Raw genomic sequence first — 23,487 nt, 5'->3', positions numbered from 1 at the left:
GCCCGAGTGACGGATGTTCCGACTCGTGCAAGATTCGTGTTAGAGGAGCCACATGGCGGCCGGGGAGTTCCAGGACTTCGTGGAAGTCCGATACGGCGACCTGCTGCGCACCGCCTACCTGCTGACCGGCAGCCAGCACGCGGCCGAGGATCTGCTGCAGAGCAGCCTGCTGAGAGTCATGCGGCACTGGGACAGGGTCGACGAACCCCTCGCGTACGTGCGCCGCGCCATGGTCAACCAGCGGACCAGCATCTGGCGGCGGCTGCGCAACGCCGAGGTGCTGACCGACGACCCACCGGACCGCCCCGCCGAGGACCCGATGGACCGGGTCCTGCAACGGCAGTCACTGCTGCAGGCCCTCGACCGGATCCCGGTGCGGATGCGGGCCGTGCTCGTCCTGCGGTACTGGGAGGACCTGTCGGAGACGGACACCGCCGCGATGCTCGGCATCTCGGTCGGATCGGTGAAGAGCCAGGCGTCGCGCGGGCTGGCCCGGCTGCGCGACGTCCTCGGCGTGGACGTGCTGGCCGGTAGGAGGGCGTCATGAGCACCGATCTCGAACAGGCCCTGCGGGCCGCGTTCCGGGAGGCCGCCGAGCCCGTCGTGCCGCGCCCCGACCCGATGCGCCGTCTCCTGCAGCGGCGCCGGCGTCGCTGGGCCGGTGTCACGTCCTTCTTCGCCGCGGTCGCGGTCGTCCTCGGCGCGGCGTTCGTCCCGGCCCTGCAGTTCGGCTCGCCGCCGGATCGCACCAGCGGCGACGAGGGGTACCCGATCACCTCACCGTGGACGCGGCTGCTGATCGAGTCGCCGACCCGTGGAACGCTCGGCGACCCCGTGGTGTCCCAGGACGAGGTCGAACGCGAGCTGCGCCGGCGCGGCGGCGACAACCCCCGGCTCGAGCGGGTGAAGGTGCTGTTCCTCGGCGACGCGGCCGGCCGGCGGTTCCTCGCGTACGCCCGCTACAACGGCACCCACGCCGCGCTGTACTACAACGACGCCCCCGCGGGCGCCACCATGGCCCAGCTGCTCGGCGGCGGCTTCAGCAACCTGCGCCTCGGCCCGCTGGTCAGGCTCGGCAGCGGGACCGGTCCGGCGCTGGTCGGGCTGGCCCCGGCGGGCTGCCGGTTCGCCACCGCCGCCGGCGGGACCGTCTCCGGCAACGGCGTCGTGGACCGCGTCTGGACCGAGGCGCCGACCGGCAGCTGGATCGCCCGCGAGTCGCTGCAGCCGGCCGAGCGCTGGCAGGTCACCTGCGGCGCCGGGGGCCGTTACTTCGAGGGTCCGGCGATGCCCGTGGACGAGTTCGGCGAAGGAGCCGACCTGGTGGCCGCCGGTGGACTGGTCCACGGCGCCGTCGTGCAGCGCTGGAGCGGGCCGATCGAGGGGACCAGCGGCATCTGGACGCTGACGACCACCGTGCTGGCCGGCGGCGGCGTGGCGGCGGTGCTGTCCAGCGGTACCGGCGGCAAGACGATGGTCGCGACGGCCTTCCCGCCGGACGTCGCCGGCACGGACACCGCGGACCGGTCGGCGTGGAACGTGGCGTCGACGGCGATCAGCGCCGACCCCGATGTGATCGCGATCCGGGTGCCGGAGCGGACGGGTGCCTACGCCTACTACGGGGAGAAGGTGCTCGTCGTCGCCACGACACCCGGCGCCTGGTCGGTGACGGTCCGCGCCTCGCCCGGCTCCATCGGGAGCTACCTGGACAACGGTGTCCGCGTGGTGCGCACCGAGGGTGGCCCCGTCATGATCCAGAACGCCGCCGAGATCACCGTCGGCCAGGCGTACGTCGCCGAACGGCGCGACGTGCCGGAGTACCTCGGGGAGAGGATCGTGTCGGCGTGGTAGTTACTGTGCTCCGGTGAAGGTTTGCATCCCGCACGAGGCCGGCCTGCCCCTGCTCGGCCCGCTGCCCGACGGCGTCTCCGTCTCGGTCGACACCGCACCGGTGGACGCCGAGTTCTGGGTGCCGCCGTTCCTCGCCCCACCGGACGTGGTCGATCTGGCGGCGGCGATGCCCGGCCTGCGGGTCGTGCAGCTCATGAGCGCCGGCGCCGACCGGTGGGCCGGCAGGCTGCGCGACGGCGTCCAGCTCTGCGACGCCAGTGGCGTGCACGACTCCTCCACCTCGGAGTGGGTCCTCACGGCGATCCTGTCCTGCCTGCGGGACTTTCCGCATTTCGTGCGCAGCGGCAGGCAGTGGGCGTACCGCCAGACCGACGAACTCGCGGGCAAGCGGGTGCTGATCGTCGGGGCCGGCTCGATCGGCGCCGCGGTCACGGCCCGCCTGGCGCCGTTCGAGGTGACGGTCACGTCGGTGGCCCGCCGGGCGCGTGCCGGCGTGCACGGCGTCGAGGAGCTGCCGTCGCTGCTGCCCTTCGCCGACGTGGTGGTGGTCCTCGTGCCGCTCACCGCGTCGACGACGGGCCTGGTGTCGGCGGAGTTCCTCGCCGCGATGCCGGACGGGGCGCTGCTGGTCAACGCCGCCCGGGGACCCGTGGTGGACACCGACGCGGTCCTGGCCGAGGCGGCGTCGGGGCGTATCGGCTATGCGACAGACGTCACCGAGCCCGAGCCGCTGCCGGCGTCACACCCGCTCTGGGACCTGCCGAACGTGCTGATCACCCCGCATGTGGCGGGCTCGGTGCGGGGACTGTTCCCCCGGGCCTACGCGCTGGCCGGTGCGCAGGTGCGCCGGTTCGCGGCCGGTGAGCCGCTGATCAACGTGGTGGTGGACGGCTACTGAGGTTTCGCGGCCAGCGCGGTGATCACTTCGAGGTCGGCCGGTCGGACCGCGTCGAGCTTCACGAAGTGACCGTTGGCGAGGTGGGCCTGCACGGCGCCGTCCTGGCTGACCAGACCGTCGACGGCGGCCCACGGCACCCGGCGGCTGCCGAGCAGCGCCCGCACCGTGAACCCGGCCTCGTCGACGTCGGTGCCGGCCCGCCACGCCCACACCGCGATCGCGATCGGCACCAGCAGGATGGGCAGGAACCAGAGGCTCTCGGCCAGCAGCGGGATCGCGCCGACGGTGGCGATGCCGGCCGCCACGGCCAGCGACGCGCTGCGCCGGAACCGGACGGTGGGACGCGTGGTACGGGTGGTCACCAGACAAGTCTCGCACCTTTCGTGGAACTGCTTCTTGTCGGTGGGTCGGGGCATACTGGCGCGGTGGGGGATCACGATCGGGGCCGACGCCTCTCGCTCGGCGCGACACACGGGGTTACGCTCGGTGCCGTGCTCGACGTGATCGCGACTTGCCGGTCTGCCGGTCGTCGCGGCGCTCCGCGTCGAAATGTGTGGATCTGCCTGGAGGCTGGGACGTGACCGGCAACTCGTGGCACTCCGGCGTCAAGAGCAACCGCCGGGTCGGCGTCCGCCCGACCGGCGTGTTCGCGGGCACCCTGCTCGTCGCCGCCGCCCTGCTCGCCCTCGCCGTCGCCGGCTGGGGCGTCATGGAGCTCAGCATCCTGTGGAGCGGCGCGGCGGTCCTGGCACTCGCCGGTGTGCTCGTGCTCACGCTGCGTGGCTTTCCGCTCTTCGCCATCCTCGCCGCGGTCGCCGGCGCGGTCGTCTGGGGCGTCGCCACCCGCACCTGGCTCCCCGACGGCTGGATGGACATCCTCGGCCTGCTGAAGTTCATCGGCGTCAACCTCGGCTTCGACGTGCCGCTCATCGGCGCGTTCCTGTCCGCGCTGATGCTCGACGCCCGCCGGCTGTCCCGCGCCGCCATCGACGAGGCCGTGAGCGGCCGCCGCTGGTGGGGCAAGCCCGACGACCACCTGCCGCGGCTCAAGGAGCTCGAGGTCCTGCCCTCGGCCCGGTTCTTCGCCCTCGGCGAGGGCGGCTGCACCCACCTCGTCGTGGCCGGGCGGCGCGTCGCGCTGTTCCTGCCGACCGTCTGGCCGCACGGCGAGTTCACGATGGACGCCTCCGGCCAGGTCCTGCGCGGCGGCCGCCTCTTCGTCCCCGGCTCCGAGGACGTCGACGGCCTCGCCGCCGAGGTGCACACCTGGCGCGAGCAGCTCAGCCAGGTCGGCGGCGCCGTCCGCGGCTATCTCGTCGTCGCACCCTCCCGCGGCGACGTCAGCGAGGACCTGGTCATCTCCGTCGCCCCCGGCGAGCACCTGCACCTCGTCCACGCGCACGAGATGGTCGAGGCCGCGGGCCGCTGGCTCGCCGCCGAGCCCTACCGGGTGGAGCTCTCCGTCATGGAGCGCCTGCTGGTGATCGCCTCGGGCAACAAGCTGCCCGAGCCCTCGCCGCTGGCCCGCTCCTTCGCCCGGATGAACACCGGCGCGCACCCCACCGTCCCCGCCTCCCCGATGGCCGCCGACGCCGCCTTCGCCGCGGCCGCCGGCACCGACGGCCCGGCCGGCGCCGAGCCCGGCACGCTGCGCGGCCGCCTCACCCGCGGCCGGTTCGGCCGCTCCGCGAGCGGCGACACCTCCCGCACAGAGGACCGCTCCGAGGACCGTTCCGAAAGCCGCAGGGACGCTCCGCCCGACACCCCGTCGCACCTGGAGGATGACGTTTCCAGCACCCGTCGCGGTGGCGACTTCGAGGAAGACGGCGCGGTCCGCGACCGGTTCGGCCGGACCGGCCGCGACCCTGACCCGATCGCCCCCGCCAGCGACTCGTGGGAGTCCCGCACCACCCGCGAGCTGGTCGGTTCCTGGGACAGCGAGTCGGCCAACAAGCTGGCCGCCTGGGCCGCGGACTCGGGCTCCGACCCCGCCTCCCCGCGCGATGACCGCCTGACGCTCGACGACTTCGGCAGCCAGGCCGCCGCCGACCGCGACTACGACCGCGACCACGACCACGACCGCGACTCGCGGCGGCCGTGGTCGTCGGGGCGCGACGAGACCCTGGCCGCGGAGGAGGAGTCGCAGCGGCGGGTCGGGCGCCGCCGCGCCGACCCCGACGACGAGCCGGCCGCCGACTGGCGCACGCCGGCATCGTCGTCCCCGCCGCCCCCGACCACCTCGTCCTCATTCTCGTCGTCGGAGCCTTCTTCGTCGGGGTCGTCGCCGTTGTTCGGGTCGTCGCTGTCGGGGGTCTCCGCCGGGGGCGCTCCGGAGTCGCCGCCGGACCGGTTCGCGTCGCTCATGTCGGAGTTCGACCGCCTCGCCAGCGACCCGGACCGGTTCGGGTTCGCCTTGGACGGCCCGGAAGACCTCAACGCGGCGCCCCGGGACCCGGGTTCGTTCGCGTCGGAGCCCGGCCCGCCGCCGAGCCGCTTCGACCCCTCCGCCGGCGCTGATCGCTTCGCCTCGCCGCCGCCGCCGGAGCGGGCCTGGTCTTCGGACGCGGGCCCGGGCTGGTCGTCGGACCGCGACCGGGCGTCGGGGCCGGGCGGCGACCGTGCGGACCGGGGTGGCGCCCCGGATCGCGACAGGCCCGGCCGTGCGCCTGCCGACACGGGACGGTTCAGCACCGGCGCCGGTGAGCGCCCCACGCAGCGTCCTGCCGAGCGGCCCGCGTGGACCGGCAGCCTCTTCGACGGCGACAAGCCCGAGCTGGTCGCCGAGCCGCTCGAACTGCGCCGTTCCTGGGAGACCGACGCGGAGGCCCGCTCCGTGCGGCGCCGCGACCGCCAGCAGCCCGGCAATCCCTTCACGGACGACCCCGTCTCCGGCGCTCCCACGTCGGGCGTGCCCACCTCCGGCAGCCCGACCTCAGGCGCACCCCGGTCCGGCACCTCGTTCGCCGGCTCCTCCACGGACGGGTCCTGGTCCACCGGGTCGTCCGCCGGTGCCGCTTTCAACGGCCCGTCGACCGCATGGCCGGTCTCCTCCGCTCCCACGCCCGGCGGCCCGGCGGCCCCCTCCGGGTATCCACGGTCGGATCCGCACCGGGCGGACCCGCCCCCCGGCACACCCCGTGCGAGGTTCGCGTCCGAGTCGCCGACCCGCCCGGACCGCTCTTGGGACTCCCCGGCATCTGACCCTTCACGCACCGGCCCGCAGTCGCCCTGGCCGGGCTCGTCGCGCCCCGACCCGTCACACTCGGACGGGCCGCCGGCGGAGTCCGCCTGGCCGGAGCGCCCCCGGTCGACACCTTCCCGGTCGGAGGCCCACGACCGCCCGGGCGCCGCACGGCCGGACGTTTCGTGGCCGGACGCTGCCGGGTCGGACGTTTCGTGGTCGGACCAGCCGCGGGCAGGGTCTTCGCGGTCGGACGTGCCGCCGATGGAGCAGCCGTCGGCGGGGGCGTCGTGGCGGGAGCGTTCGCGGGCCGACTCGTCGTCGATGGACGCGCCGTCGGCTGGGGCGTCGTGGTCGGGTCAGACCCGGTCGGACGCTGCCGGGTCGGGTGCCGCGCGGCCGGACATTTCGTGGTCGGACGCTGCCGGGTCAGGTGCCGCGCGGCCGGACGTGACATGGTCGGACGCTGCAGGGCCGGGCGCCGCGCGGCCGGACGCTGCAAGGTCGGGTGGTGCACGGCCGGACGTGACGTGGTCGGACCAGCCGCAAGCCGGGTCTTCACGGATGGGCGCTTCGCCGTCGGGTCCGTCGTCAGCGGACCTGGCGGACGGGTCGTCGTGGTCGGAGCGCTCGCGGGCGGACTCCTCACCCTCGGACGGGTCGCCGGTGGAAGTTTCGTGGTCTCAGCAGTCCCGGTCCGGATCTTCGTGGTCCGAGCGGTCGGGAACGGACCCGTCGTCGATGGACGTGCCGTCGGCCGGGGCGTCGTGGTCGGGTCAGGGCCGGCCGGGCGCTGCGCGGCCGAACGTCGGCAGGTCCGACGTGTCGTGGTCGGACGCTGGGCGGTCGGATGGTGCAGGGGCGGGCGTTCCCGGGCCGGGTGGTGCGCGGCCGGACGTGTCGTGGGCGGACCAGCCGCGGGCCGGGTCTTCGCGGCCGGGCGGGCCGGCGATGGATGAGCCGTCGGCGGGAGCTTCGTGGCCGGATCGGACCCGGCCGGACTCCGTGCGGCCGGACGCTTCCTGGTCGGATCAGCCACGGCCCGGTGCTCTGCGCGGGGACGCGCCGTGGACGGAGCACGGGCCGGGGGAGTCCGGGCAGGCGGATGGGCGGCGAGGGGCGGGAGCCGGAGCACAGCCCGGCGACTGGGGCGCGGCGCCCGCCGAGGACGAGCCTGCCTGGTGGGACGCCGAGGCGGCGCAGAACGCACGCGGCAGGGTCGACGAGGAGCCACCGGCGGAGCAACAGCCGGCGGCGGGTGGCAAGCGTTCGCTGTGGGGGCGTTCCAAGGCGGGCAAGGGGCGGAAGGGGCAGCCGGCTGAGGCCGCGCCGCCCGCGAACGGTCGTCCCGCCGCGGCAGCTCCGGCGGCCGAGGACGACTGGGCGTCCGAGCCGGCCACGGGACCGGGCAGGGAGCCCGGGCGGCGGTCCGGGGCGCCCGCCGAGCGGCCGCGCACCCCTGAGCAGCCACGCACGCCCGGGCGGGCGGGCCCACCTGAGCGCGCCGGTTCGGCAGAGCGGGCCGGGGCGGCCGGACGGCCGGCGTGGGCCACTGACCCGACGTCGGGATACGAGAGCGATCCGAGCGGCGAGTTCACCTCCGAGAGCCGGGCCCGCCTCGGGTCACGCACCGGGCCGGGCGGCAACGGCGGCGAGCAGGACCGGGGTGCCGCGGTGCCCGGTCAGCGGCAGCGGGCCCGCGACATGATGTTCGACGACGACGTGGCGCCGTTGGAGCTCAACCTCGACGAGGAGCCCAAGAGCCCCGACCAGCGTTCCCGCCGGTTCCTGCGCCGCAAGTAGCCAGGCAGCACAGCCCAGACCGGTCGAAGGCCGGATCCAGATGTCAGCGGATCCGGCCTTCGAGCGGCAGAGGGTCAGTGCCAGCCGGGCATCGGGTACGCCGACAGCAGCTCGCGCACCTCGGCGGCGATCGTGTCCAGGGCCTGGTCGTCGTCCTTGACCGCGGCGTCGACGGCGCGGGAGATCCAGTCGGCGACCTGGGGCATCTGCGCCTCGGTGAGGCCGCGGGTGGTGAGCGCGGGCGTGCCGATGCGCAGGCCGGAGGGGTCGAAGGGCTTGCGGGTGTCGTACGGGACGGTGTTGTAGTTGGTCTCGATACCGGCGCGGTCGAGGGCGCGGGCGGCGGGCTTGCCGCCGATGTTCTTGCCGGTGAGGTCGATCAGGATGAGGTGGTTGTCGGTGCCGCCGGAGACCAGGTCGAAGCCGCGCTCCAGCAGGGCGGCGGCCAGGGCGCGGGCGTTGGCCACGATCTGGTGGGCGTAGACGCTGAAGGACGGCTGTGCGGCCTCGCGCAGCGCGACGGCGATGCCCGCCGTCGTGTGGTTGTGCGGGCCGCCCTGCAGGCCGGGGAACACCGCCTTGTCGACGGCCTTGGCGTATTCGGCGTCGCAGAGCAGCATGGCGCCGCGCGGGCCGCGGAGCGTCTTGTGCGTGGTGGTGGTGATGACGGAGGCGTGGCCGACCGGTGAGGGGTGGGCGCCACCCGCGACCAGGCCGGCGATGTGCGCGATGTCGGCGACGAGGACCGCGCCGACCTCGCGGGCGATCTCGGCGAAGCGAGGGAAGTCGATGGTGCGGGGGATGGCAGTGCCGCCGGAGAAGATCAGCTTCGGGCGTTCGCGGAGGGCGATGTCACGGACCTCGTCGAAGTCGATCAGGCCGTCGGAGCGGCGGACGGTGTACTGCACCGGGCGGAACCACGCGCCGGTCGCCGACACGGCCCAGCCGTGGGTGAGATGGCCGCCCATCGGCAGGGCCATGCCCATGACCGTGTCGCCGGGGGCGGCCAGCGCCATGTACACGGCGAGGTTCGCGGGTGAGCCGGAGTAGGGCTGCACGTTGGCGTGCTCGACGCCGAAGACCGACTTGGCGCGGGCGATCGCCAGCTCCTCGATCGGGTCGATGAACCGCTGGCCCTCGTAGTAGCGCTTGCCGGGGTAGCCCTCGGAGTACTTGTTCGTCAGGACGGTGCCGGTCGCCTCGAGGACGGCCTGGGAGACGTAGTTCTCCGAGGCGATCATCCGCAGGGTGTCGTGCTGGCGGGCGGCCTCGCGCTGGATCAGGTCCGCGAGGTCAGGGTCTGCCGACGTGATGGTGGGCAGGGCGGGAACATGCATCGGGGCTTCCTCCCGTACAACGGCATACGCCGATCACGGGCACCCAGGCGCGCGGTGCCAGCGATAAGGAAGCTCCCCGGTGGTCGGTTCCACCTTGATGTGCGCCAGTCGCGGGTACAACCACGATGCTAGTCCACAAAAGGACCCGGCTCCTGGGCCAATTCGGCCGAAGTGGCCCAGGAGACACGGATCACGGCACCTTGCGGTAGGCGCCGTCGCTGGCCGCGGTGGCCATCGAGGCGTACGCGCGCAGCGCGGCGGAGACGGGCCGCTCGCGGTCCACCGGCGTGTACGGGTGCTCGCGCTTCTCCTGAGCCACCCGGCGCGCGGTGAGCACATCGTCGTCGACCGCGAGAACGATCGACCTGTGAGGGATGTCGATCTCGATCCGGTCGCCGTCCTCGACGAGGGCGATGAGGCCGCCGCCCGCCGCCTCGGGGGAGATGTGGCCGATGGACAGGCCGGAGGTGCCGCCGGAGAACCGGCCGTCGGTGATGAGCGCGCAGGCGCGCCCCAGGCCACGGCCCTTCAGGAACGACGTCGGGTAGAGCATCTCCTGCATGCCCGGCCCGCCCTTCGGTCCCTCGTACCGGATGACGACGACGTCACCGGCGACGACCTGCTTGGCCAGGATGCCGTCGACCGCGGACTCCTGCGACTCGAAGACCTTGGCCGTGCCGTTGAAGACGAGGTTCTCGTCCGGGACGCCGGCGGTCTTGACGACGCAGCCGTCGGGGGCGACGTTGCCGAAGAGGATCGCCAGGCCGCCGTCGGCGGTGTACGCGTGCTCCTTGGAGCGGATGCAGCCCTCGGCGGCGTCGGTGTCCAGCGTCGCCCAGCGGTTGGACGTGGAGAACGGCTCGACGGTGCGGACCCCGCCGGGTGCCGCGTGGAACAGCTCCAGCGCCGTCTCGGAAGCGGCGCCTGAGCGGATGTCCCAGGACTCGAGCCAGCTGGACAGATCCGGAGAGTGCACGCTGCGGACGCCCGTGTTGAGCAGGCCGGCGCGGTTGAGCTCGCCGAGGATCGCGGGGATGCCGCCGGCGCGGTGGACGTCCTCCATGTGGTACTTCGGGCTGTTCGGCGCGACCTTCGACAGGCACGGCACTCGGCGGGAGATGCCGTCGATGTCGGCGACGCTGAAGTCGACCTCGGCCTCGCGGGCGGCGGCGAGCAGGTGCAGGACCGTGTTGGTCGAGCCGCCCATGGCGACGTCGAGGGCCACCGCGTTCTCGAACGCCTCGCGCGTGGCGATCGCGCGCGGCAGGACCGAGGTGTCGTCGCCCTCGTAGTACTGCCTGCACAGGTCGACGATCAGGGTGCCGGCCCGCTCGAACAGGGCCTTGCGGGCGGTGTGCGTGGCCAGGGTCGAGCCGTTGCCGGGCAGCGCCAGGCCGATCGCCTCGGTGAGGCAGTTCATCGAGTTGGCGGTGAACATGCCGGAGCACGAGCCGCAGGTCGGGCAGGCGGAGCGCTCGATCTCGCCGAGTTGCTCGTCGGTGACGGCCTCGTTGGCGGAGGCGATCATCGCGTCGATGAGGTCGAGCTTGGCGTGCACGACGCCCTCGATCGCGATGGTCTTGCCGGCTTCCATGGGGCCGCCGGAGACGAAGACGGTGGGGATGTTCAGGCGGAGGGCGGCGAGCAGCATGCCGGGCGTGATCTTGTCGCAGTTGGAGATGCACACCAGGGCGTCGGCGCAGTGCGCCTGCACCATGTACTCGACGGCGTCGGCGATGAGCTCGCGGCTGGGCAGCGAGTAGAGCATCCCGCCGTGGCCCATGGCGATGCCGTCGTCGACGGCGATGGTGTTGAACTCCTTGGCGACCCCACCGGCCTCGGCGACCGCGTCGGCGACGATGATCCCGAGGTTGCGCAGGTGGACATGGCCCGGCACGAACTGCGTGAAACTGTTGGCGATGGCGACGATTGGCTTACCGAAATCTGCGTCGGTCATGCCGGTGGCGCGCCACAGGGCGCGTGCGCCGGCCATGTTGCGACCAGAAGTGGAGGTTTTGGACCGCAGCTCGGGCATACTTGTGAGTCTGACACGTTCCAGATCGTGGGACCGGTTGACTCGGGCCGTGAGATGCGCGAGAGTGGGGACATGTCGTCGAGGTCGCTGCGAGTACTTATCATCTAGCGCGCCGACGCCTGCCGTCAGCGCGCTAGCCCCTCGTGCATCGCACGGAGGGGTTTTTTCATGTCCGAGCGAGTCTCCAAAGTGACCTGGACACCTTCGAGCGAAAGTGCGAAATGCGATGACGAGACCCACGCCTGAAGTCCTCGCCCACCGAGCGCACCCGGCCGCATCCGCGACGGGGTCGGTGCCGGCCGAAAAAGCCGACAAGTCGGACAAGGCCACCGTAGAGAAGAAGCCGGAGCTTCTGACCGGTGCGCAGGTGCTGGTGCGTTCGCTCGAGGCGCTCGGCGCGGACGTCGTCTTCGGCATCCCCGGCGGCGCGATCCTCCCCGCGTATGACCCGCTGTTCGACTCCGAGACCGTCCGGCACATCCTGGTCCGCCACGAGCAGGGCGCCGGGCACGCCGCCACCGGCTACGCGCAGGCCACCGGCAAGGTCGGCGTCTGCATGGCGACGTCCGGACCGGGCGCGACCAACCTGGTCACGCCGATCGCCGACGCGTACATGGACTCTGTCGCCATGGTCGCGATCACCGGCCAGGTCGCGTCGGCCTCCATCGGCACCGACGCGTTCCAGGAAGCCGACATCGCCGGCATCACGCTGCCGATCACCAAGCACAACTACCTGGTCAAGTCGGGTGAGGAGCTGCCGCGGGTCCTCGCCGAGGCGTTCCACCTGGCCTCGACCGGCCGCCCCGGCCCGGTCCTCGTCGACATCCCCAAGGACGTGCTGCAGAAGCAGACGACGTTCAAGTGGCCGCCGACCCTGGACCTGCCCGGCTATCACCCGACGCTGCACCCGCACGGCAAGCAGATCCGCGAGGCGGCCCGGCTCATCGCCGCCGCGAAGCGGCCCGTGCTGTATGTCGGCGGCGGCGTCATCAAGGCCCACGCGTCCGAGGTGCTGCGCAAGCTGGCCGAGCTGACCGGCGCGCCCGTCGTCACGACGCTGATGGCCCGCGGCGCGTTCCCCGACTCGCACCCGCAGCACATGGGCATGCCCGGCATGCACGGCACCGTCGGCGCCGTCTACTCGCTGCAGAAGGCGGACCTGCTGATCACCCTCGGCGCCCGCTTCGACGACCGGGTCACCGGCGACCTGAGCACCTTCGCGCCGAACGCGCAGATCATCCATGCCGACATCGACCCGGCCGAGATCGGCAAGAACCGGGTCGCGGACGTGCCGATCGTCGGCGACGCCAAGCACGTCATCGAGGAACTCATCGGCGCCGTCTCCGCCGAGTACGCCGCCGGGCACAAGGCCTCGCTCACCGGCTGGTGGGCGACGCTGGACGACATCCGCGGCCGGTACCCCCTCGGATACGAGGAGCCGTCCGACGGGACCCTCGCCCCGCAGTACGTCATCGAGCGCATCGGCAAACTCGTCGGACCCGACGCGATCTACACCGCCGGGGTCGGCCAGCACCAGATGTGGGCGGCGCAGTTCGTGCAGTACGAGCACCCCGCCACCTGGCTCAACTCCGGCGGTCTGGGCACCATGGGCTACGCGGTCCCCGCCGCGATGGGCGCCAAGGTCGGCCGGCCCGACAAGGTGGTCTGGGCGATCGACGGCGACGGCTGCTTCCAGATGACCAACCAGGAGCTCGCCACCTGCGCCCTGGAGGGCATCCCGATCAAGGTGGCCGTCATCAACAACGGCAACCTGGGCATGGTCCGGCAGTGGCAGACGCTCTTCTACGACCAGCGCTACTCCAACACCGAGCTGGGCACCCACAAGCACCGCATCCCCGACTTCGTGAAGCTCGCCGACGCGCTCGGCTGCGTCGGCCTGCGCTGCGAGACCAAGCAGGATGTCGACGCCACGATCGAGGCCGCGATGAAGGTCACCGACCAGCCGGTCGTCATCGACTTCGTGGTCGGCAAGGATGCCATGGTGTGGCCGATGGTCGCCGCCGGCACCAGCAACGACGAGATCATGTTCGCCCGCGGGGTCGCGCCCAAGTTCGATAAGGACGACGTCTGAGATGACCACACACACCCTGTCAGTCCTGGTGGAGAACAAGCCGGGCATCCTCGCGAGGGTCGCCGGCCTGTTCGCCCGCCGCGGCTTCAACATCGACTCCCTCGCGGTCGGTGAGACGGAGCACCCCGAGGTCTCCCGGATGACGATCGTGGTCAACGCGGAGGACAGCCCGCTCGAGCAGGTCACCAAGCAGCTCAACAAGCTGGTGCAGGTCCTGAAGATCGTCGAGCTCGACACCAACGCCAGCGTCCAGCGCGAGCTGCTGCTGGTGAAGGTGCGTGCCGAGCGGCCCGTCCGCTCGCAGGTCCTGGAGACGGTGAACCTGTTCCGGGCCCGCGTCGTCGACGTCTCGCCGGACGCCCTCACGATCGAGGCCACCGGCACGTCGGAGAAACTGGACGCACTGCTCCGCGACCTGGAGCCGTTCGGTATCAAGGAAATGGTCCAGTCCGGCGTCGTGGCCATCGGCCGTGGCTCCCGCTCCATCACCACGGGCCCTGCGCTCCGCGCCGCGTCCTGAACAACACGAAAGGAAAGACAATGTCCGCCGAGGTGTTCTACGACGACGACGCCGACCTGTCGTTGATCCAGGGCCGCAAGGTTGCGGTCCTCGGTTACGGCAGCCAGGGCCACGCCCACGCGCTGTCCCTGCGTGACTCCGGTGTCGACGTCCGCGTCGGCCTGCCGGAGGGTTCCAAGAGCCGCGCGAAGGCCGAGGAGCAGGGCCTGCGGGTCCTCTCGCCGGCCGAGGCCTCCGCCGAGGCGGACGTCATCATGATCCTGGCGCCCGACACCGCGCAGCGTTCCCTCTACGCCGAGTCGGTCGAGCCGAACCTCACCGCCGGCAAGGCGCTGTTCTTCGGCCACGGCCTCAACATCCGGTACGGGTTCATCACGCCCCCGGCCGACGTCGACGTCGCCATGGTCGCCCCGAAGGGCCCGGGCCACCTGGTCCGCCGCCAGTTCGTGGACGGCAAGGGCGTGCCGTGTCTCGTCGCGGTCGAGCAGGACGCGACCGGCAACGCGTTCGCCCTCGCCCTCGCCTACGCGGCGGGCATCGGCGGCACGCGCGCCGGCGCGATCAAGACCACGTTCAAGGAGGAGACCGAGACCGACCTGTTCGGCGAGCAGGCGGTCCTCTGCGGCGGCGCCTCCGCGCTCGTCCAGACCGGTTTCGAGGTGCTCACCGAGGCCGGCTACGCCCCGGAGATCGCCTACTTCGAGTGCCTCCACGAGCTCAAGCTGATCGTGGACCTCATGTACGAGGGCGGCATCGCCCGGATGCGCTACAGCGTGTCCGACACCGCCGAGTACGGCGACTACTCCCGCGGCCCGCGCGTCGTCGACGCCCGGACCAAGGAGGAGATGAAGCGGATCCTCGCCGAGATCCAGTCCGGCGAGTTCGCCAACGAGTGGATCGCCGAGGACGACGCCGGCCGCCCCAACTTCATCAAGTGGCGCGAGCAGGGTGCGGCGCACCCGATCGAGGAGACCGGCAAGAAGCTGCGCTCGATGATGAGCTGGGTCGACCGGCCCATCACCGAGACGGCCTGATGCATCGGGAGGGGGGCCGCACGGGCCCCCCTCCCGCGTTATGCCCGGGCCGCGTTCGCGTGGATCGCGTCCCGGATGAACTGCGCCAGGCCCGGGTGGTCCGTGTCGTAGTTCGCCGTGAACCGCGGGTCGTCGACGTACATGTCGCCGAGGCCGCGGTGGATCTCGCTCGAGCAGTCGTAGAACCACCGGCTGATGTGCTCCCGGTGCGCCTCGGCGAGGTCCATCGCCCGCTCACCCTGCGCCGGCTCGCCGTCGACGAACGCCCGGGTGAACGCCGCCGTGTTCTGCGCGGCCTCCGCCTTGATGCGTTCCCAGTCCTGCGGCGTGTACTTCGCGGTCCGCTCGGCGGACTGCCGGTACGCCTCGGTCTGCCCCCACCGCTGCTGCGCCTCTGCGGCGTACGGGTTCTCCATGGTGCCTCCTTGTTCGTCGGTAGCACCAGCCTCAGGTCTCCAGCTACGGGAGAGTCAAGCGCACTTTTCCGGCAACGAGTACGGCCCCGGCGTGGAAGTGTCCACGCCGGGGCCGTCCCGGTTCCCTGACCGCTGCGATCAGGAGCGCGCGTAGGGCGAGTACTGCTCGTAGCCCTTGTGCTCGTCACCCTTGTAGTCGTCGCCCTTGTAGTCCTCGGCCTTGTGGTCGTCGGCGTGGTACTCGTCCGACGCGTAGGCCTGCTGGGCGTCGTGCTCCTTGGGCTCCTCGTACGCCTCGCCGTCCTTGGCCTCGTAGACGTCGTGCTCGATGCCGTCGATCTTCTCGCCGATCAGCTCGATCACGTGGTGCACGTGCTCCTGGACCTCCGCGTACTGACCGTCGTACTGGCCGTCGTGCTGGTCGCCCTGGTAGGCGTCGTGACCCTCGTAGGTCGCGTGGTCGGCGCCGCCGCCGTCGTAGTACTCGCTCATCGTGGTGTCTCCAATGCCGTCGGTGGGAGGGAGGTGCTGATGCCAGCCGACACGGACGGGCGGGCGCAAAGGGTTCAGAAACGACCAGGTCGGGTCTTTGACAGCCGGTCACTCGAACGGGCTGCTGTGATCGCGCTCACGTCCGAGCGGGGACGGGCGGTTGCGGCGGCGGGCCTACCATCGGCGGAAGAGGCCGTCCGCCCGGCCCCGTCGCCGACCTGCGCGTGGCGCGCAGTGCCGCGCGCCCGCGCATCGACGCCAGCCGAAGCCCGAGAGTCGAGGACCGCATGACCCTCCCTCCTGACCGCCCGGTGGTGCTGATCGCCGAGGAGCTTGCTCCTTCCGCCCTTGAGGTCCTCGCCGACGACTACGAGGTCCGTCACATCGACGGCACCGACCGGCAGGCACTGCTCACGTCGCTCGCCGACGCCAGCGCGATCATCGTCCGCAGCGCCACCCAGGTCGACGCCGAGGCCGTCGCCGCCGCGCCCCGGCTGAAGGTCGTCGCCCGCGCCGGCGTCGGCCTCGACAACGTCGACGTCCCCGCCGCGACCGCCCGCGGCGTCATGGTCGTCAACGCGCCCACGTCCAACATCGTGTCCGCCGCCGAGCAGGCCGTCGCGCTGCTGCTCGCCGTGGCCCGCAACACCGCCGCCGCCTCCGCCGCGCTCAAGGCCGGCGAGTGGAAGCGGTCCAAGTACACCGGCGTGGAGCTGTCCGGCAAGGTCGTCGGCGTCGTCGGCCTGGGCCGCATCGGCGTGCTGTTCGCACAGCGGATGGCGGCGTTCGGGGTCCGGCTCGTCGCCTACGACCCCTACATCCAGCCGGCCCGGGCGGCCGCGCTCGGCGTGCGCCTGCTCGGCCTGGACGAGCTGCTGCGCGAGAGCGACTTCATCTCGATCCACCTGCCGAAGACCCCGGAGACCGTCGGCCTCATCGGCGCCCGTGAGCTGGGCATCGTCAAGCCGGGCGTGCGGATCATCAACGCGGCCCGCGGCGGCCTGGTCGACGAGCAGGCCCTCGCCGACGCCATCGCCGACGGACGGGTCGCCGGCGCCGGCATCGACGTGTTCAGCAAGGAGCCGTGCGTCGCGTCGCCGCTGTTCGCGTTCGACAACGTGGTCGCGACCCCGCACCTGGGCGCCTCGACGGTCGAGGCGCAGGACAAGGCCGGCCTGGCCGTGGCCCGCAGCGTCAAGCTCGCCCTCGACGGCGAGTTCGTCCCCGACGCGGTCAACGTGCAGGTCGGCGGCATCGTCGCCGAGGAGGTGCGCCCGCTGCTGCCCCTGGCGGAGAAGCTCGGCCGCGTCTTCACCGCCGTCGCCGGCGGGATCGCCTCGGCCGTCACGGTCGAGGTGCACGGCGAGGTCGCCCACCACGACGTGTCGGTGCTCAAGCTCGCCGCGACGAAAGGCCTGTTCAGCAGCGTCGTCGCAGAGCAGGTCACCTATGTGAACGCTCCGCATCTGGCGGCCGATCGGGGGGTCGAGGTGGCACTCGCGGTGTTCACCGAGTCCGCCGATCAGACCAACCTGGTGACCGTGCGCGGTGCGCTGCCCGACGGCAGGGTAGCCTCCGTGTCCGGCACGTATGTCGCGGGACCGCGAGAGGCACTGAAGCTGACCGAGATCGACGGCTTCAGCCTCGAGCTCGCCGCGGAGGGCGTGCTGCTGTTCTTCCGATATGCCGACCGCCCCGGCGTCGTCGGACTGGTGGGGTCGATACTGGGCACTGCGGGGGTCAACATCGCGGCGATGCAGGTCGCCCGGCGTGAAGCCGGCGGCGAGGCGCTGATGACGCTGACCGTCGACACGTCCGTGCATGCGGACCTGCTCAACGAGGCCCAGCAGGCCATCGGCGCCACCGCGGCGAGCACGGTCGACCTGTCGGGCGAGTAAGACGTTCCTCCTAGGGGGCGGGGAGAGTGGCGGCTCTCCCTGCCCCCGTCTTATTTCCAGTGCTTGGGATGAGCGTCCACTCAGTAGGACGAGCGCGTACCGTGGGCTGGTCCGAGGAAAGGGGCACAGTGGTGGCGAAGATCGCGGTCGTAGCCGGGGACGGCATCGGGACCGAAGTGGTGGCACAGGCACTCAAGGTGCTGAGGGTCATCCTGCCGGGCGTCGAGACGACCGACTATGACCTTGGCGCCACCCGCTACCACCGCACCGGCGAGGTGCTGCCCGACAGCGTGATCGAGGAGCTGCGCGGCCACGACGCGATCCTGCTCGGCGCCGTCGGCGACCCGAGTGTCCCGCCCGGCGTGCTTGAGCGCGGCCTGCTGCTGAAGATGCGGTTCGTCTTCGACCAGTATGTGAACCTGCGCCCGTCGCGGCTGTGGCCCGGCACGACCAGCCCCCTGGCCGGCGTGAAGCCCGGCGAGATCGACCTCGTCGTCGTCCGCGAGGGCACCGAGGGTCTCTATGTCGGCGCCGGCGGCAACCTGCACCCGGGCACGCCCGCCGAGGTCGCGACCGAGGAGAGCCTCAACACCCGCCACGGCGTCGAGCGGGTCATCCGCGACGCGTTCGCCCGCGCCGCGAAGCGCGAGCGGCGCAAGGTGACCCTGGTCCACAAGACCAACGTGCTCACCCATGCCGGCGGCCTGTGGGCCCGCACCTTCAACGAGGTCAAGGCCGAGTTCCCGGACATCGAGACCGAATACCAGCACGTCGACGCCGCGGCCATGTTCCTGGTGAGCAACCCGCAGCGCTACGACGTCGTGGTCACCGACAACCTGTTCGGCGACATCCTCACCGACATCGCGGCCGCGGTCACCGGCGGCATCGGCCTGGCGGCCAGCGGCTCGATCAACCCCGAGCGCGTCCACCCGTCGATCTTCGAGCCGGTGCACGGCTCCGCCCCGGACATCGCCGGCAAGGGCATCGCCGACCCGTCCGCCGCGGTGCTGTCCACGGCGCTGCTGCTGGACCACCTCGGCAACCCCGAGGCGGCCGCGAAGGTCACCGAGGCGGTCGGCGCCGAGGTCGCCACCCGCACGCCGGGGTCGGCGCTGTCCACGGAGGCGATCGGCGACCGGCTGGCCGCAGCGGTCGCCTGACCCTCGGTGCGCTTGAACGACCGTTCGGGGTAAGTTGCAGACACGACGCGCAACTGGAGGAACGCCATGAACGGCGGTGAAACGCTCGACTTCGAGGTCCGTCCCAACCCAGCGCCGGTGAGCGCTGCGGAGCGGTCCGCGCTGCTCGCCAACCCAGGCTTCGGACGGATCTTCACCGACCACATGGTCACCGTCCGCTATGCCGAGGGCAAGGGCTGGTATGACGCCCGCGTCGAGGCCCGCGCGCCGATCCCGATGGACCCGGCGACCGCCGTGCTGCACTACGCCCAGGAGATCTTCGAGGGGCTGAAGGCATACCGTGCGGCCGACGGCGGCGTCACCTTGTTCCGTCCCGACGCCAACGCGGCCCGCTTCCGGCAGTCCGCGGCCCGCATGGCCATGGCCCAGGTGCCGCCGCAGTTGTTCCTGGACGCGCTGAGCGAGCTCATCCGCGTCGACCGCGAGTGGGTCCCCTCCGACCCCGAGGGCAGCCTCTACCTGCGCCCGTTCCAATACGCGAGCGAGGTCTTCCTCGGCGTCAAGCCCTCCTCGGAATACCTCTTCCTGATCATCGCCTCCCCGGTCGGCAGCTACTTCAAGGGCGGCGTCAAACCGGTCAGCGTCTGGGTCTCCCGCGACTACACCCGCGCCGCCCCCGGCGGCACCGGCGCCGCCAAGTGCGGCGGCAACTACGCCGCCAGCCTCGTCGCCCAGGCCGAGGCCATCGAGCACGGCTGCGACCAGGTCGTCTTCCTCGACGCCGTCGAGCAGCGCTACGTCGACGAGCTCGGCGGCATGAACGTCTTCTTCGTCTTCGACGACGGCACCCTGCTCACGCCGCCGCTGACCGGCACGATCCTGCCCGGCATCACCCGCGAGTCGGTCGTGCGCCTCGCCGCCGACCAGGGCCTCACGGTCCGCGAGGAGCTGTATTCCTACGAGCAGTGGCAGGCCGACGCCCGCAGCGGCCGGCTCCGCGAGGCCTTCGCCTGCGGCACCGCCGCCGTGATCACCCCGATCGGCGTGGTCCGCGACCGCTCCGGCGAGTTCAGCATCGCCGACGGCGCCGCGGGCAAGGTCACGATGGACCTCCGCGAGCGCCTCGTCGGCATCCAGCGGGGCACCGCCCCCGACCCGCACGGCTGGGTCCACCGCGTCCTGTAGGTCCCCATCCATGCGGGCTCCGGTCCGTCGTGGGCACGACCGCCGCTCCCGTCAGCCACCGGTCGGCCGTGAACGGCCTCCCTGCCACCTCCGCGTGCAGTTGCGCCGCCACGACCTGCGGTCGTGACAAGCGACGCGACCTCCGGTCGCGACCGGGGCGGGCTGGAGTGGGCAGGCGGCCGGGCGGGGGACTCAGTCGACCCTGGAGACTTCGACACGTCCCGGCCGGCCGAAGCCTCCGAGGTCAGCGACTCGCGGGGACCGGATCAGGCGGACCAGCGGCCGAGGTTCGAGGTCCGGCCGTAGCTGGGCCTGATGCCCCGTGGGGTCGGCCGTTCATACGCAAGTAACAAAGCCTCCTCCGCGAGCTGCGCGTCGGGGCACGGCCAGAACGCCTTGCACTCGCAGAAGTTGTCCGTCCGCGGCTTATGGGCGTCATGCAGCGCCCGGGCAACCCGCCACAGCATCGGATCAGCGCACCCGAACGGCGGCTCGAGCGGCGGCTCACTCCCCGCATCAGCGCCGGACCCAGGCGGAACACCGTCGTCGACCATCGTCAGCTCGCCCCCAAGGATCCAGGTCCAACCGCCCGCGCCCCACGCTCGGCGGCCGCTGCCGGAAACGGTAACCGCCGATCCCATCCCCGCGCAGACACGCTGTGCGCAACTTGCACGACCGAGCGACACCCACCCCGCCCCACCAGCACATGAATCCACCAAACCAGCCGCCAACCACCGAAAACCCCACCCGAACAGGCCAACGACAACACCCAAACAGCCCACCCCGCGATCAGCGACCGCCGCAGTGCCACACCGGCCCGTCGCTGATGATGCCGGCCGCGCCGAATCGTGCACCACGACAGTGGGCGCGATCGCAGACGAAAGACCTGGCACGACCACACACCGCAACCCCGGCCTGAGTTTGCCGCGCGCCCGCGCGTGAGTCGCCCGCGCGAAGCGCAGGGCGTGCGAGCGCGGAGCGCGAGCATTGGGGGTCCGGGGTGAGAATCCCCCGGCCGTCGGCGGCGCCAGCCGCCCGAAGCTGGTAACAGCAGCGTACGGGTGCCGGAGCCGCCACTCCGACACCCGTACAAGAGGAAAGCTCCTAGACGGAAGCTGCCTCTGCATCGAGGGTCACGGCCAACGCGTGAACTACCGCGGCGACGCGTAGACCCTCGTCGACCACTTCGCGGGACACCCCTGCACCACGAAGTGATCTTTCGTGCGATTCCAGGCACACCCCGCACCCGGTGATCGCGGATACTGCTGTGGACCACAGCTCGACGTCGACGGTGCCGACGCCGGGCCAGGTGGTCACCTGGCGGCGCAGGCGCGCCGGCAGGTGTTGGTACGCCTCGTCACCGATGAGGTGCTTGGCGCGGAAATAGACGTTGTGGATCGCCATGCGGGAGGCGACCGCCTTGGCTGCTGCAACAGCCTCGGGCTTCAGGTGATTCCCGGCCTCGGTGAGGATCGAACGGAACACGAAGGCACTGCGGGTGGTCATCGCGCAGGAGAGCGCGGTGCCCCACAGCTGCTGCTCGGTGAGCAGGGTGCCGGCGAGCGCGGCGTCGAGGTTGAGTTCGACGTCCTTCGCATACGACGGCAGCGCGGCCTTCAGTGCCTCGATCGACATCAGACCGACGACCTGCCCGGCGGCACGGCCGACGTGTGTTCACCAACGGTGAGCACGGGGACCTCCTGGTTGCTCTCGCTTGACTGGTTCCAACCTTGACCGACGCGCGTTACAGGTACGTGACGAACAGGGTGAATCGTGAAGCAGATCACCTGCGTTCTCAGAATTCGGAATCACGTGCCACAGGCGGCGCAGGCGTGGCAAGCTACCCAACGTGACTCGGCTCATTATTGGCCCCTAGCGCGACCAGCATCCCCTAGCTGGCCGCGCAGACCTCTCGCATTCGCGAGGGGTCTTTTTGTTGGCCCACCCGCCAGAAGCCACAAATCCCAAAGCCAGGAGAAGACCATGCAGGTGTACGACACCACGCTGCGCGACGGGGCCCAGCGCGAGGCGATCAGCTACTCAGTCGTCGACAAGCTGGCGGTCGCCCGCCTGCTCGACGAGTTCGGCGTCGGCTTCATCGAGGGCGGCTGGCCGGGTGCGATGCCGAAGGACACCGAGTTCTTCCGGCGGGCGCGCACGGAGCTGGACCTGAAGCATGCGGTGTTCGTCGCGTTCGGCGCGACCCGTAAGGCCGGCGTCCGCGTGCAGGACGACCAGCAGGTGCGGGCGCTGCTCGACGCGCAGACCCCGGCCGTGACCCTGGTCGCCAAGTCGGACCTGCGGCACGTCGAGCGGGCGTTGCGCACCACGGCCGAGGAGAACCTGGCGATGGTCCACGACACCGTGGCGTACCTGGTGTCCGAGGGCCGGCGGGTGTTCCTGGACCTGGAGCACTTCTTCGACGGGTATGCGTTCGACCCGGCCTACACCGCGAGCGTCGCCGCCACCGCGCTCGCCGCGGGCGCCGAGAAGGCCGTGATGTGCGACACCAACGGCGGCATGCTGCCGTCGCTGATCACCAGGACGATCGGCGAGGTCAAGGGCAGGCTCGCCGTCGTCCTCGGCGTCACCGAGGACGAGGCAGTGGCCCGGCTCGGCATCCACTGCCAGAACGACACGTCCTGCGCCGTGGCGAACACGATCGCCGCCGTCGAGGCGGGCGTCCCGCACTTCCAGTGCACCGCAAACGGCTACGGCGAGCGGCCCGGCAACGCCGACCTCTTCGCCGTCGTCGCGAACCTCCAGCTGAAGCTCGGCATGCCGGTCCTACCGGACGGGTGCGTCGAGCAGATGGTGCGCGTCTCGCACGCCATCGCAGAGATCGCCAACATCGCACCCGACACCCACCAGGCCTATGTCGGGTCGTCAGCGTTCGCTCACAAGGCGGGCCTGCACGCGAGCGCGATCAAAGTGGATCCCGTGCTCTACAACCACATCGACCCGGTCGTCGTGGGCAATGACATGCGGATCCTGGTAACGGAGATGGCCGGCCGGGCCAGCATCGAGCTCAAGGCACGCGAGCTCGGCGTGGACCTGGCCGGCCATCCCGAGGCCCTGTCACGGGTCACCACCCGGGTCAAGGAGCTCGAGGCGCGGGGCTGGTCGTTCGAGGCCGCCGACGCGTCGTTCGAGCTCCTCGTCAGGGCCGAACTGCAGGACGGCGCGCTGCCGAAGCCGTTCGCGCTCGAGTCGTACCGCGTCCTGGTCGAGCACCGGGAGGACGGCGCCGTGGTGTCCGAGGCGACCGTCAAGGTCCGCGTCAAGGGCGAGCGGATCATCGCCACGGCGGAGGGCAACGGCCCGGTCAACGCCCTCGACGAGGCGCTGCGGGTGGCGTTGACGAAGCACTACCCGGAGCTGTCGCGCTTCGAGCTGGCCGACTACAAGGTCCGCATCCTCGAAGGCAGCCACGGTACGGGTGCCGTCACGCGGGTGCTGGTGGAGACCCATTCCACGGGGGAGGACTGGACGACCGTCGGCGTCCACGAGAACGTGGTGGAGGCCAGCTGGACCGCGCTGGTCGACGCGCTCAGCTTCGGACTGTCCCGCCAGGTGCGGGTCTGACAGAAGCGTGCGAGGGCGGGG

17 protein-coding genes and 1 riboswitch are annotated in these 23,487 nt (G+C 71.6%); of the genes, 11 read left to right on the top strand and 6 right to left on the bottom strand.

Annotation, left to right across the window (positions count from 1 at the left end; genetic code table 11):
* The first annotated feature begins 52 nt into the window (after positions 1–52).
* Genes OHA72_RS00635 through OHA72_RS00625 form a run of 3 tightly spaced genes read left to right on the top strand, consistent with a single transcriptional unit; the run spans position 53 to position 2,749 of the window.
* Positions 53–547: a SigE family RNA polymerase sigma factor gene (locus OHA72_RS00635; RefSeq protein WP_327005909.1), complete on the top strand. Its 495-nt coding sequence runs from the start codon at positions 53–55 to the stop codon at positions 545–547.
* Complete coding sequence (locus tag OHA72_RS00630) at positions 544–1,851, top strand: hypothetical protein (protein ID WP_327005908.1); 1,308 nt, start codon at positions 544–546, stop codon at positions 1,849–1,851. The genes OHA72_RS00635 and OHA72_RS00630 overlap by 4 nt, the downstream gene beginning before the upstream one ends.
* 13 nt (positions 1,852–1,864) lie before the next feature.
* Positions 1,865–2,749, top strand: a complete 885-nt coding sequence (locus OHA72_RS00625; protein WP_327005907.1) for a 2-hydroxyacid dehydrogenase — start codon at positions 1,865–1,867, stop codon at positions 2,747–2,749.
* Here OHA72_RS00625 and OHA72_RS00620 read toward each other — a convergent pair.
* Complete coding sequence (locus tag OHA72_RS00620) at positions 2,743–3,111, bottom strand: PH domain-containing protein (protein ID WP_327005906.1); 369 nt, start codon at positions 3,109–3,111, stop codon at positions 2,743–2,745. The two genes, OHA72_RS00625 and OHA72_RS00620, sit on opposite strands and share 7 nt — an antisense overlap.
* 215 nt (positions 3,112–3,326) lie before the next feature.
* On the opposite strand from OHA72_RS00620, the gene OHA72_RS00615 reads away from it, so the two are divergent.
* A complete protein-coding gene (locus OHA72_RS00615) occupies positions 3,327–7,733 on the top strand; it encodes a hypothetical protein (RefSeq protein WP_327005905.1) in 4,407 nt (1,468 codons plus the stop codon).
* A gap of 74 nt (positions 7,734–7,807) precedes the next feature.
* Here the strand turns inward: OHA72_RS00615 and glyA are convergent, their stop codons facing one another.
* Both glyA and ilvD read right to left on the bottom strand, forming a co-directional pair.
* On the bottom strand, positions 7,808–9,070 hold the full coding sequence (glyA, locus tag OHA72_RS00610; RefSeq protein ID WP_327005904.1) for a serine hydroxymethyltransferase: 1,263 nt from the start codon (positions 9,068–9,070) through the stop codon (positions 7,808–7,810).
* A gap of 34 nt (positions 9,071–9,104) precedes the next feature.
* A riboswitch (ZMP/ZTP riboswitch) is annotated at positions 9,105–9,192 on the bottom strand.
* Between the two features lie 68 nt (positions 9,193–9,260).
* Entirely contained in the window at positions 9,261–11,105 is a 1,845-nt protein-coding gene (ilvD, locus tag OHA72_RS00605) for a dihydroxy-acid dehydratase (RefSeq protein ID WP_327005903.1), read from the bottom strand.
* Positions 11,106–11,331: 226 nt separating this feature from the next.
* Between ilvD and OHA72_RS00600 the strand changes: the two genes are divergently transcribed.
* The 3 genes from OHA72_RS00600 to ilvC are packed head-to-tail and all read left to right on the top strand — an operon-like array spanning position 11,332 to position 14,751.
* Positions 11,332–13,197: an acetolactate synthase large subunit gene (locus OHA72_RS00600; RefSeq protein WP_327005902.1), complete on the top strand. Its 1,866-nt coding sequence runs from the start codon at positions 11,332–11,334 to the stop codon at positions 13,195–13,197.
* Between the two features lies 1 nt (position 13,198).
* Positions 13,199–13,717 carry an acetolactate synthase small subunit gene (gene ilvN, locus OHA72_RS00595; RefSeq protein WP_327005901.1) on the top strand — a complete coding sequence of 173 codons (519 nt, stop codon included), beginning with the start codon at positions 13,199–13,201 and terminating at the stop codon, positions 13,715–13,717.
* 20 nt (positions 13,718–13,737) lie between these two features.
* A complete protein-coding gene (ilvC, locus tag OHA72_RS00590) occupies positions 13,738–14,751 on the top strand; it encodes a ketol-acid reductoisomerase (RefSeq protein ID WP_327005900.1) in 1,014 nt (337 codons plus the stop codon).
* Positions 14,752–14,789: 38 nt separating this feature from the next.
* Here ilvC and OHA72_RS00585 read toward each other — a convergent pair whose 3' ends face one another.
* Both OHA72_RS00585 and OHA72_RS00580 read right to left on the bottom strand, forming a co-directional pair.
* Entirely contained in the window at positions 14,790–15,167 is a 378-nt protein-coding gene (locus tag OHA72_RS00585) for a TipAS antibiotic-recognition domain-containing protein (RefSeq protein WP_327005899.1), read from the bottom strand.
* A 138-nt stretch (positions 15,168–15,305) separates the two neighbouring features.
* Entirely contained in the window at positions 15,306–15,659 is a 354-nt protein-coding gene (locus tag OHA72_RS00580; RefSeq protein ID WP_327005898.1) for a hypothetical protein, read from the bottom strand.
* 287 nt (positions 15,660–15,946) lie between these two features.
* Between OHA72_RS00580 and serA the strand changes: the two genes are divergently transcribed.
* The 3 genes from serA (at position 15,947) to OHA72_RS00565 (ending at position 19,881) form a co-directional block, all read left to right on the top strand.
* A complete protein-coding gene (serA, locus tag OHA72_RS00575; RefSeq protein ID WP_327005897.1) occupies positions 15,947–17,557 on the top strand; it encodes a phosphoglycerate dehydrogenase in 1,611 nt (536 codons plus the stop codon).
* 131 nt (positions 17,558–17,688) lie between these two features.
* Positions 17,689–18,717, top strand: coding sequence for a 3-isopropylmalate dehydrogenase (locus OHA72_RS00570; protein WP_327005896.1), 1,029 nt, complete (start codon positions 17,689–17,691; stop codon positions 18,715–18,717).
* Positions 18,718–18,783: 66 nt separating this feature from the next.
* Positions 18,784–19,881, top strand: a complete 1,098-nt coding sequence (locus OHA72_RS00565; protein WP_327005895.1) for a branched-chain amino acid aminotransferase — start codon at positions 18,784–18,786, stop codon at positions 19,879–19,881.
* A 1,104-nt stretch (positions 19,882–20,985) separates the two neighbouring features.
* Here OHA72_RS00565 and OHA72_RS00560 read toward each other — a convergent pair.
* Entirely contained in the window at positions 20,986–21,516 is a 531-nt protein-coding gene (locus OHA72_RS00560) for an alkylhydroperoxidase, AhpD family (RefSeq protein WP_327005894.1), read from the bottom strand.
* A gap of 348 nt (positions 21,517–21,864) precedes the next feature.
* Here OHA72_RS00560 and cimA point away from each other — a divergent pair, with 348 nt between their 5' ends.
* A complete protein-coding gene (gene cimA / locus OHA72_RS00555) occupies positions 21,865–23,466 on the top strand; it encodes a citramalate synthase (protein WP_327005893.1) in 1,602 nt (533 codons plus the stop codon).
* The last annotated feature ends 21 nt before the right edge of the window (positions 23,467–23,487 follow it).

The sequence above is a fragment of the Dactylosporangium sp. NBC_01737 genome (assembly GCF_035963215.1).
Classification (GTDB): Bacteria; Actinomycetota; Actinomycetes; order Mycobacteriales; family Micromonosporaceae; genus Dactylosporangium.
This window is presented reverse-complemented; position numbering and strand designations above follow the sequence as displayed.

Bases quoted from the DNA above. Each gene is read 5' to 3' on its own strand.
- OHA72_RS00635 (WP_327005909.1), top strand. From the start codon at position 53: ATGGCGGCCGGGGAGTTCCAGGACTTCGTGGAAGTCCGATACGGCGAC.
- OHA72_RS00630 (WP_327005908.1), top strand. From the start codon at position 544: ATGAGCACCGATCTCGAACAGGCCCTGCGGGCCGCGTTCCGGGAGGCC.
- glyA (WP_327005904.1), bottom strand. From the start codon at position 9,070: ATGCATGTTCCCGCCCTGCCCACCATCACGTCGGCAGACCCTGACCTC.
- ilvD (WP_327005903.1), bottom strand. From the start codon at position 11,105: ATGCCCGAGCTGCGGTCCAAAACCTCCACTTCTGGTCGCAACATGGCC.
- OHA72_RS00600 (WP_327005902.1), top strand. From the start codon at position 11,332: ATGACGAGACCCACGCCTGAAGTCCTCGCCCACCGAGCGCACCCGGCC.
- ilvN (WP_327005901.1), top strand. From the start codon at position 13,199: ATGACCACACACACCCTGTCAGTCCTGGTGGAGAACAAGCCGGGCATC.
- ilvC (WP_327005900.1), top strand. From the start codon at position 13,738: ATGTCCGCCGAGGTGTTCTACGACGACGACGCCGACCTGTCGTTGATC.
- OHA72_RS00585 (WP_327005899.1), bottom strand. From the start codon at position 15,167: ATGGAGAACCCGTACGCCGCAGAGGCGCAGCAGCGGTGGGGGCAGACC.
- OHA72_RS00580 (WP_327005898.1), bottom strand. From the start codon at position 15,659: ATGAGCGAGTACTACGACGGCGGCGGCGCCGACCACGCGACCTACGAG.
- serA (WP_327005897.1), top strand. From the start codon at position 15,947: ATGACCCTCCCTCCTGACCGCCCGGTGGTGCTGATCGCCGAGGAGCTT.
- OHA72_RS00565 (WP_327005895.1), top strand. From the start codon at position 18,784: ATGAACGGCGGTGAAACGCTCGACTTCGAGGTCCGTCCCAACCCAGCG.
- OHA72_RS00560 (WP_327005894.1), bottom strand. From the start codon at position 21,516: ATGTCGATCGAGGCACTGAAGGCCGCGCTGCCGTCGTATGCGAAGGAC.
- cimA (WP_327005893.1), top strand. From the start codon at position 21,865: ATGCAGGTGTACGACACCACGCTGCGCGACGGGGCCCAGCGCGAGGCG.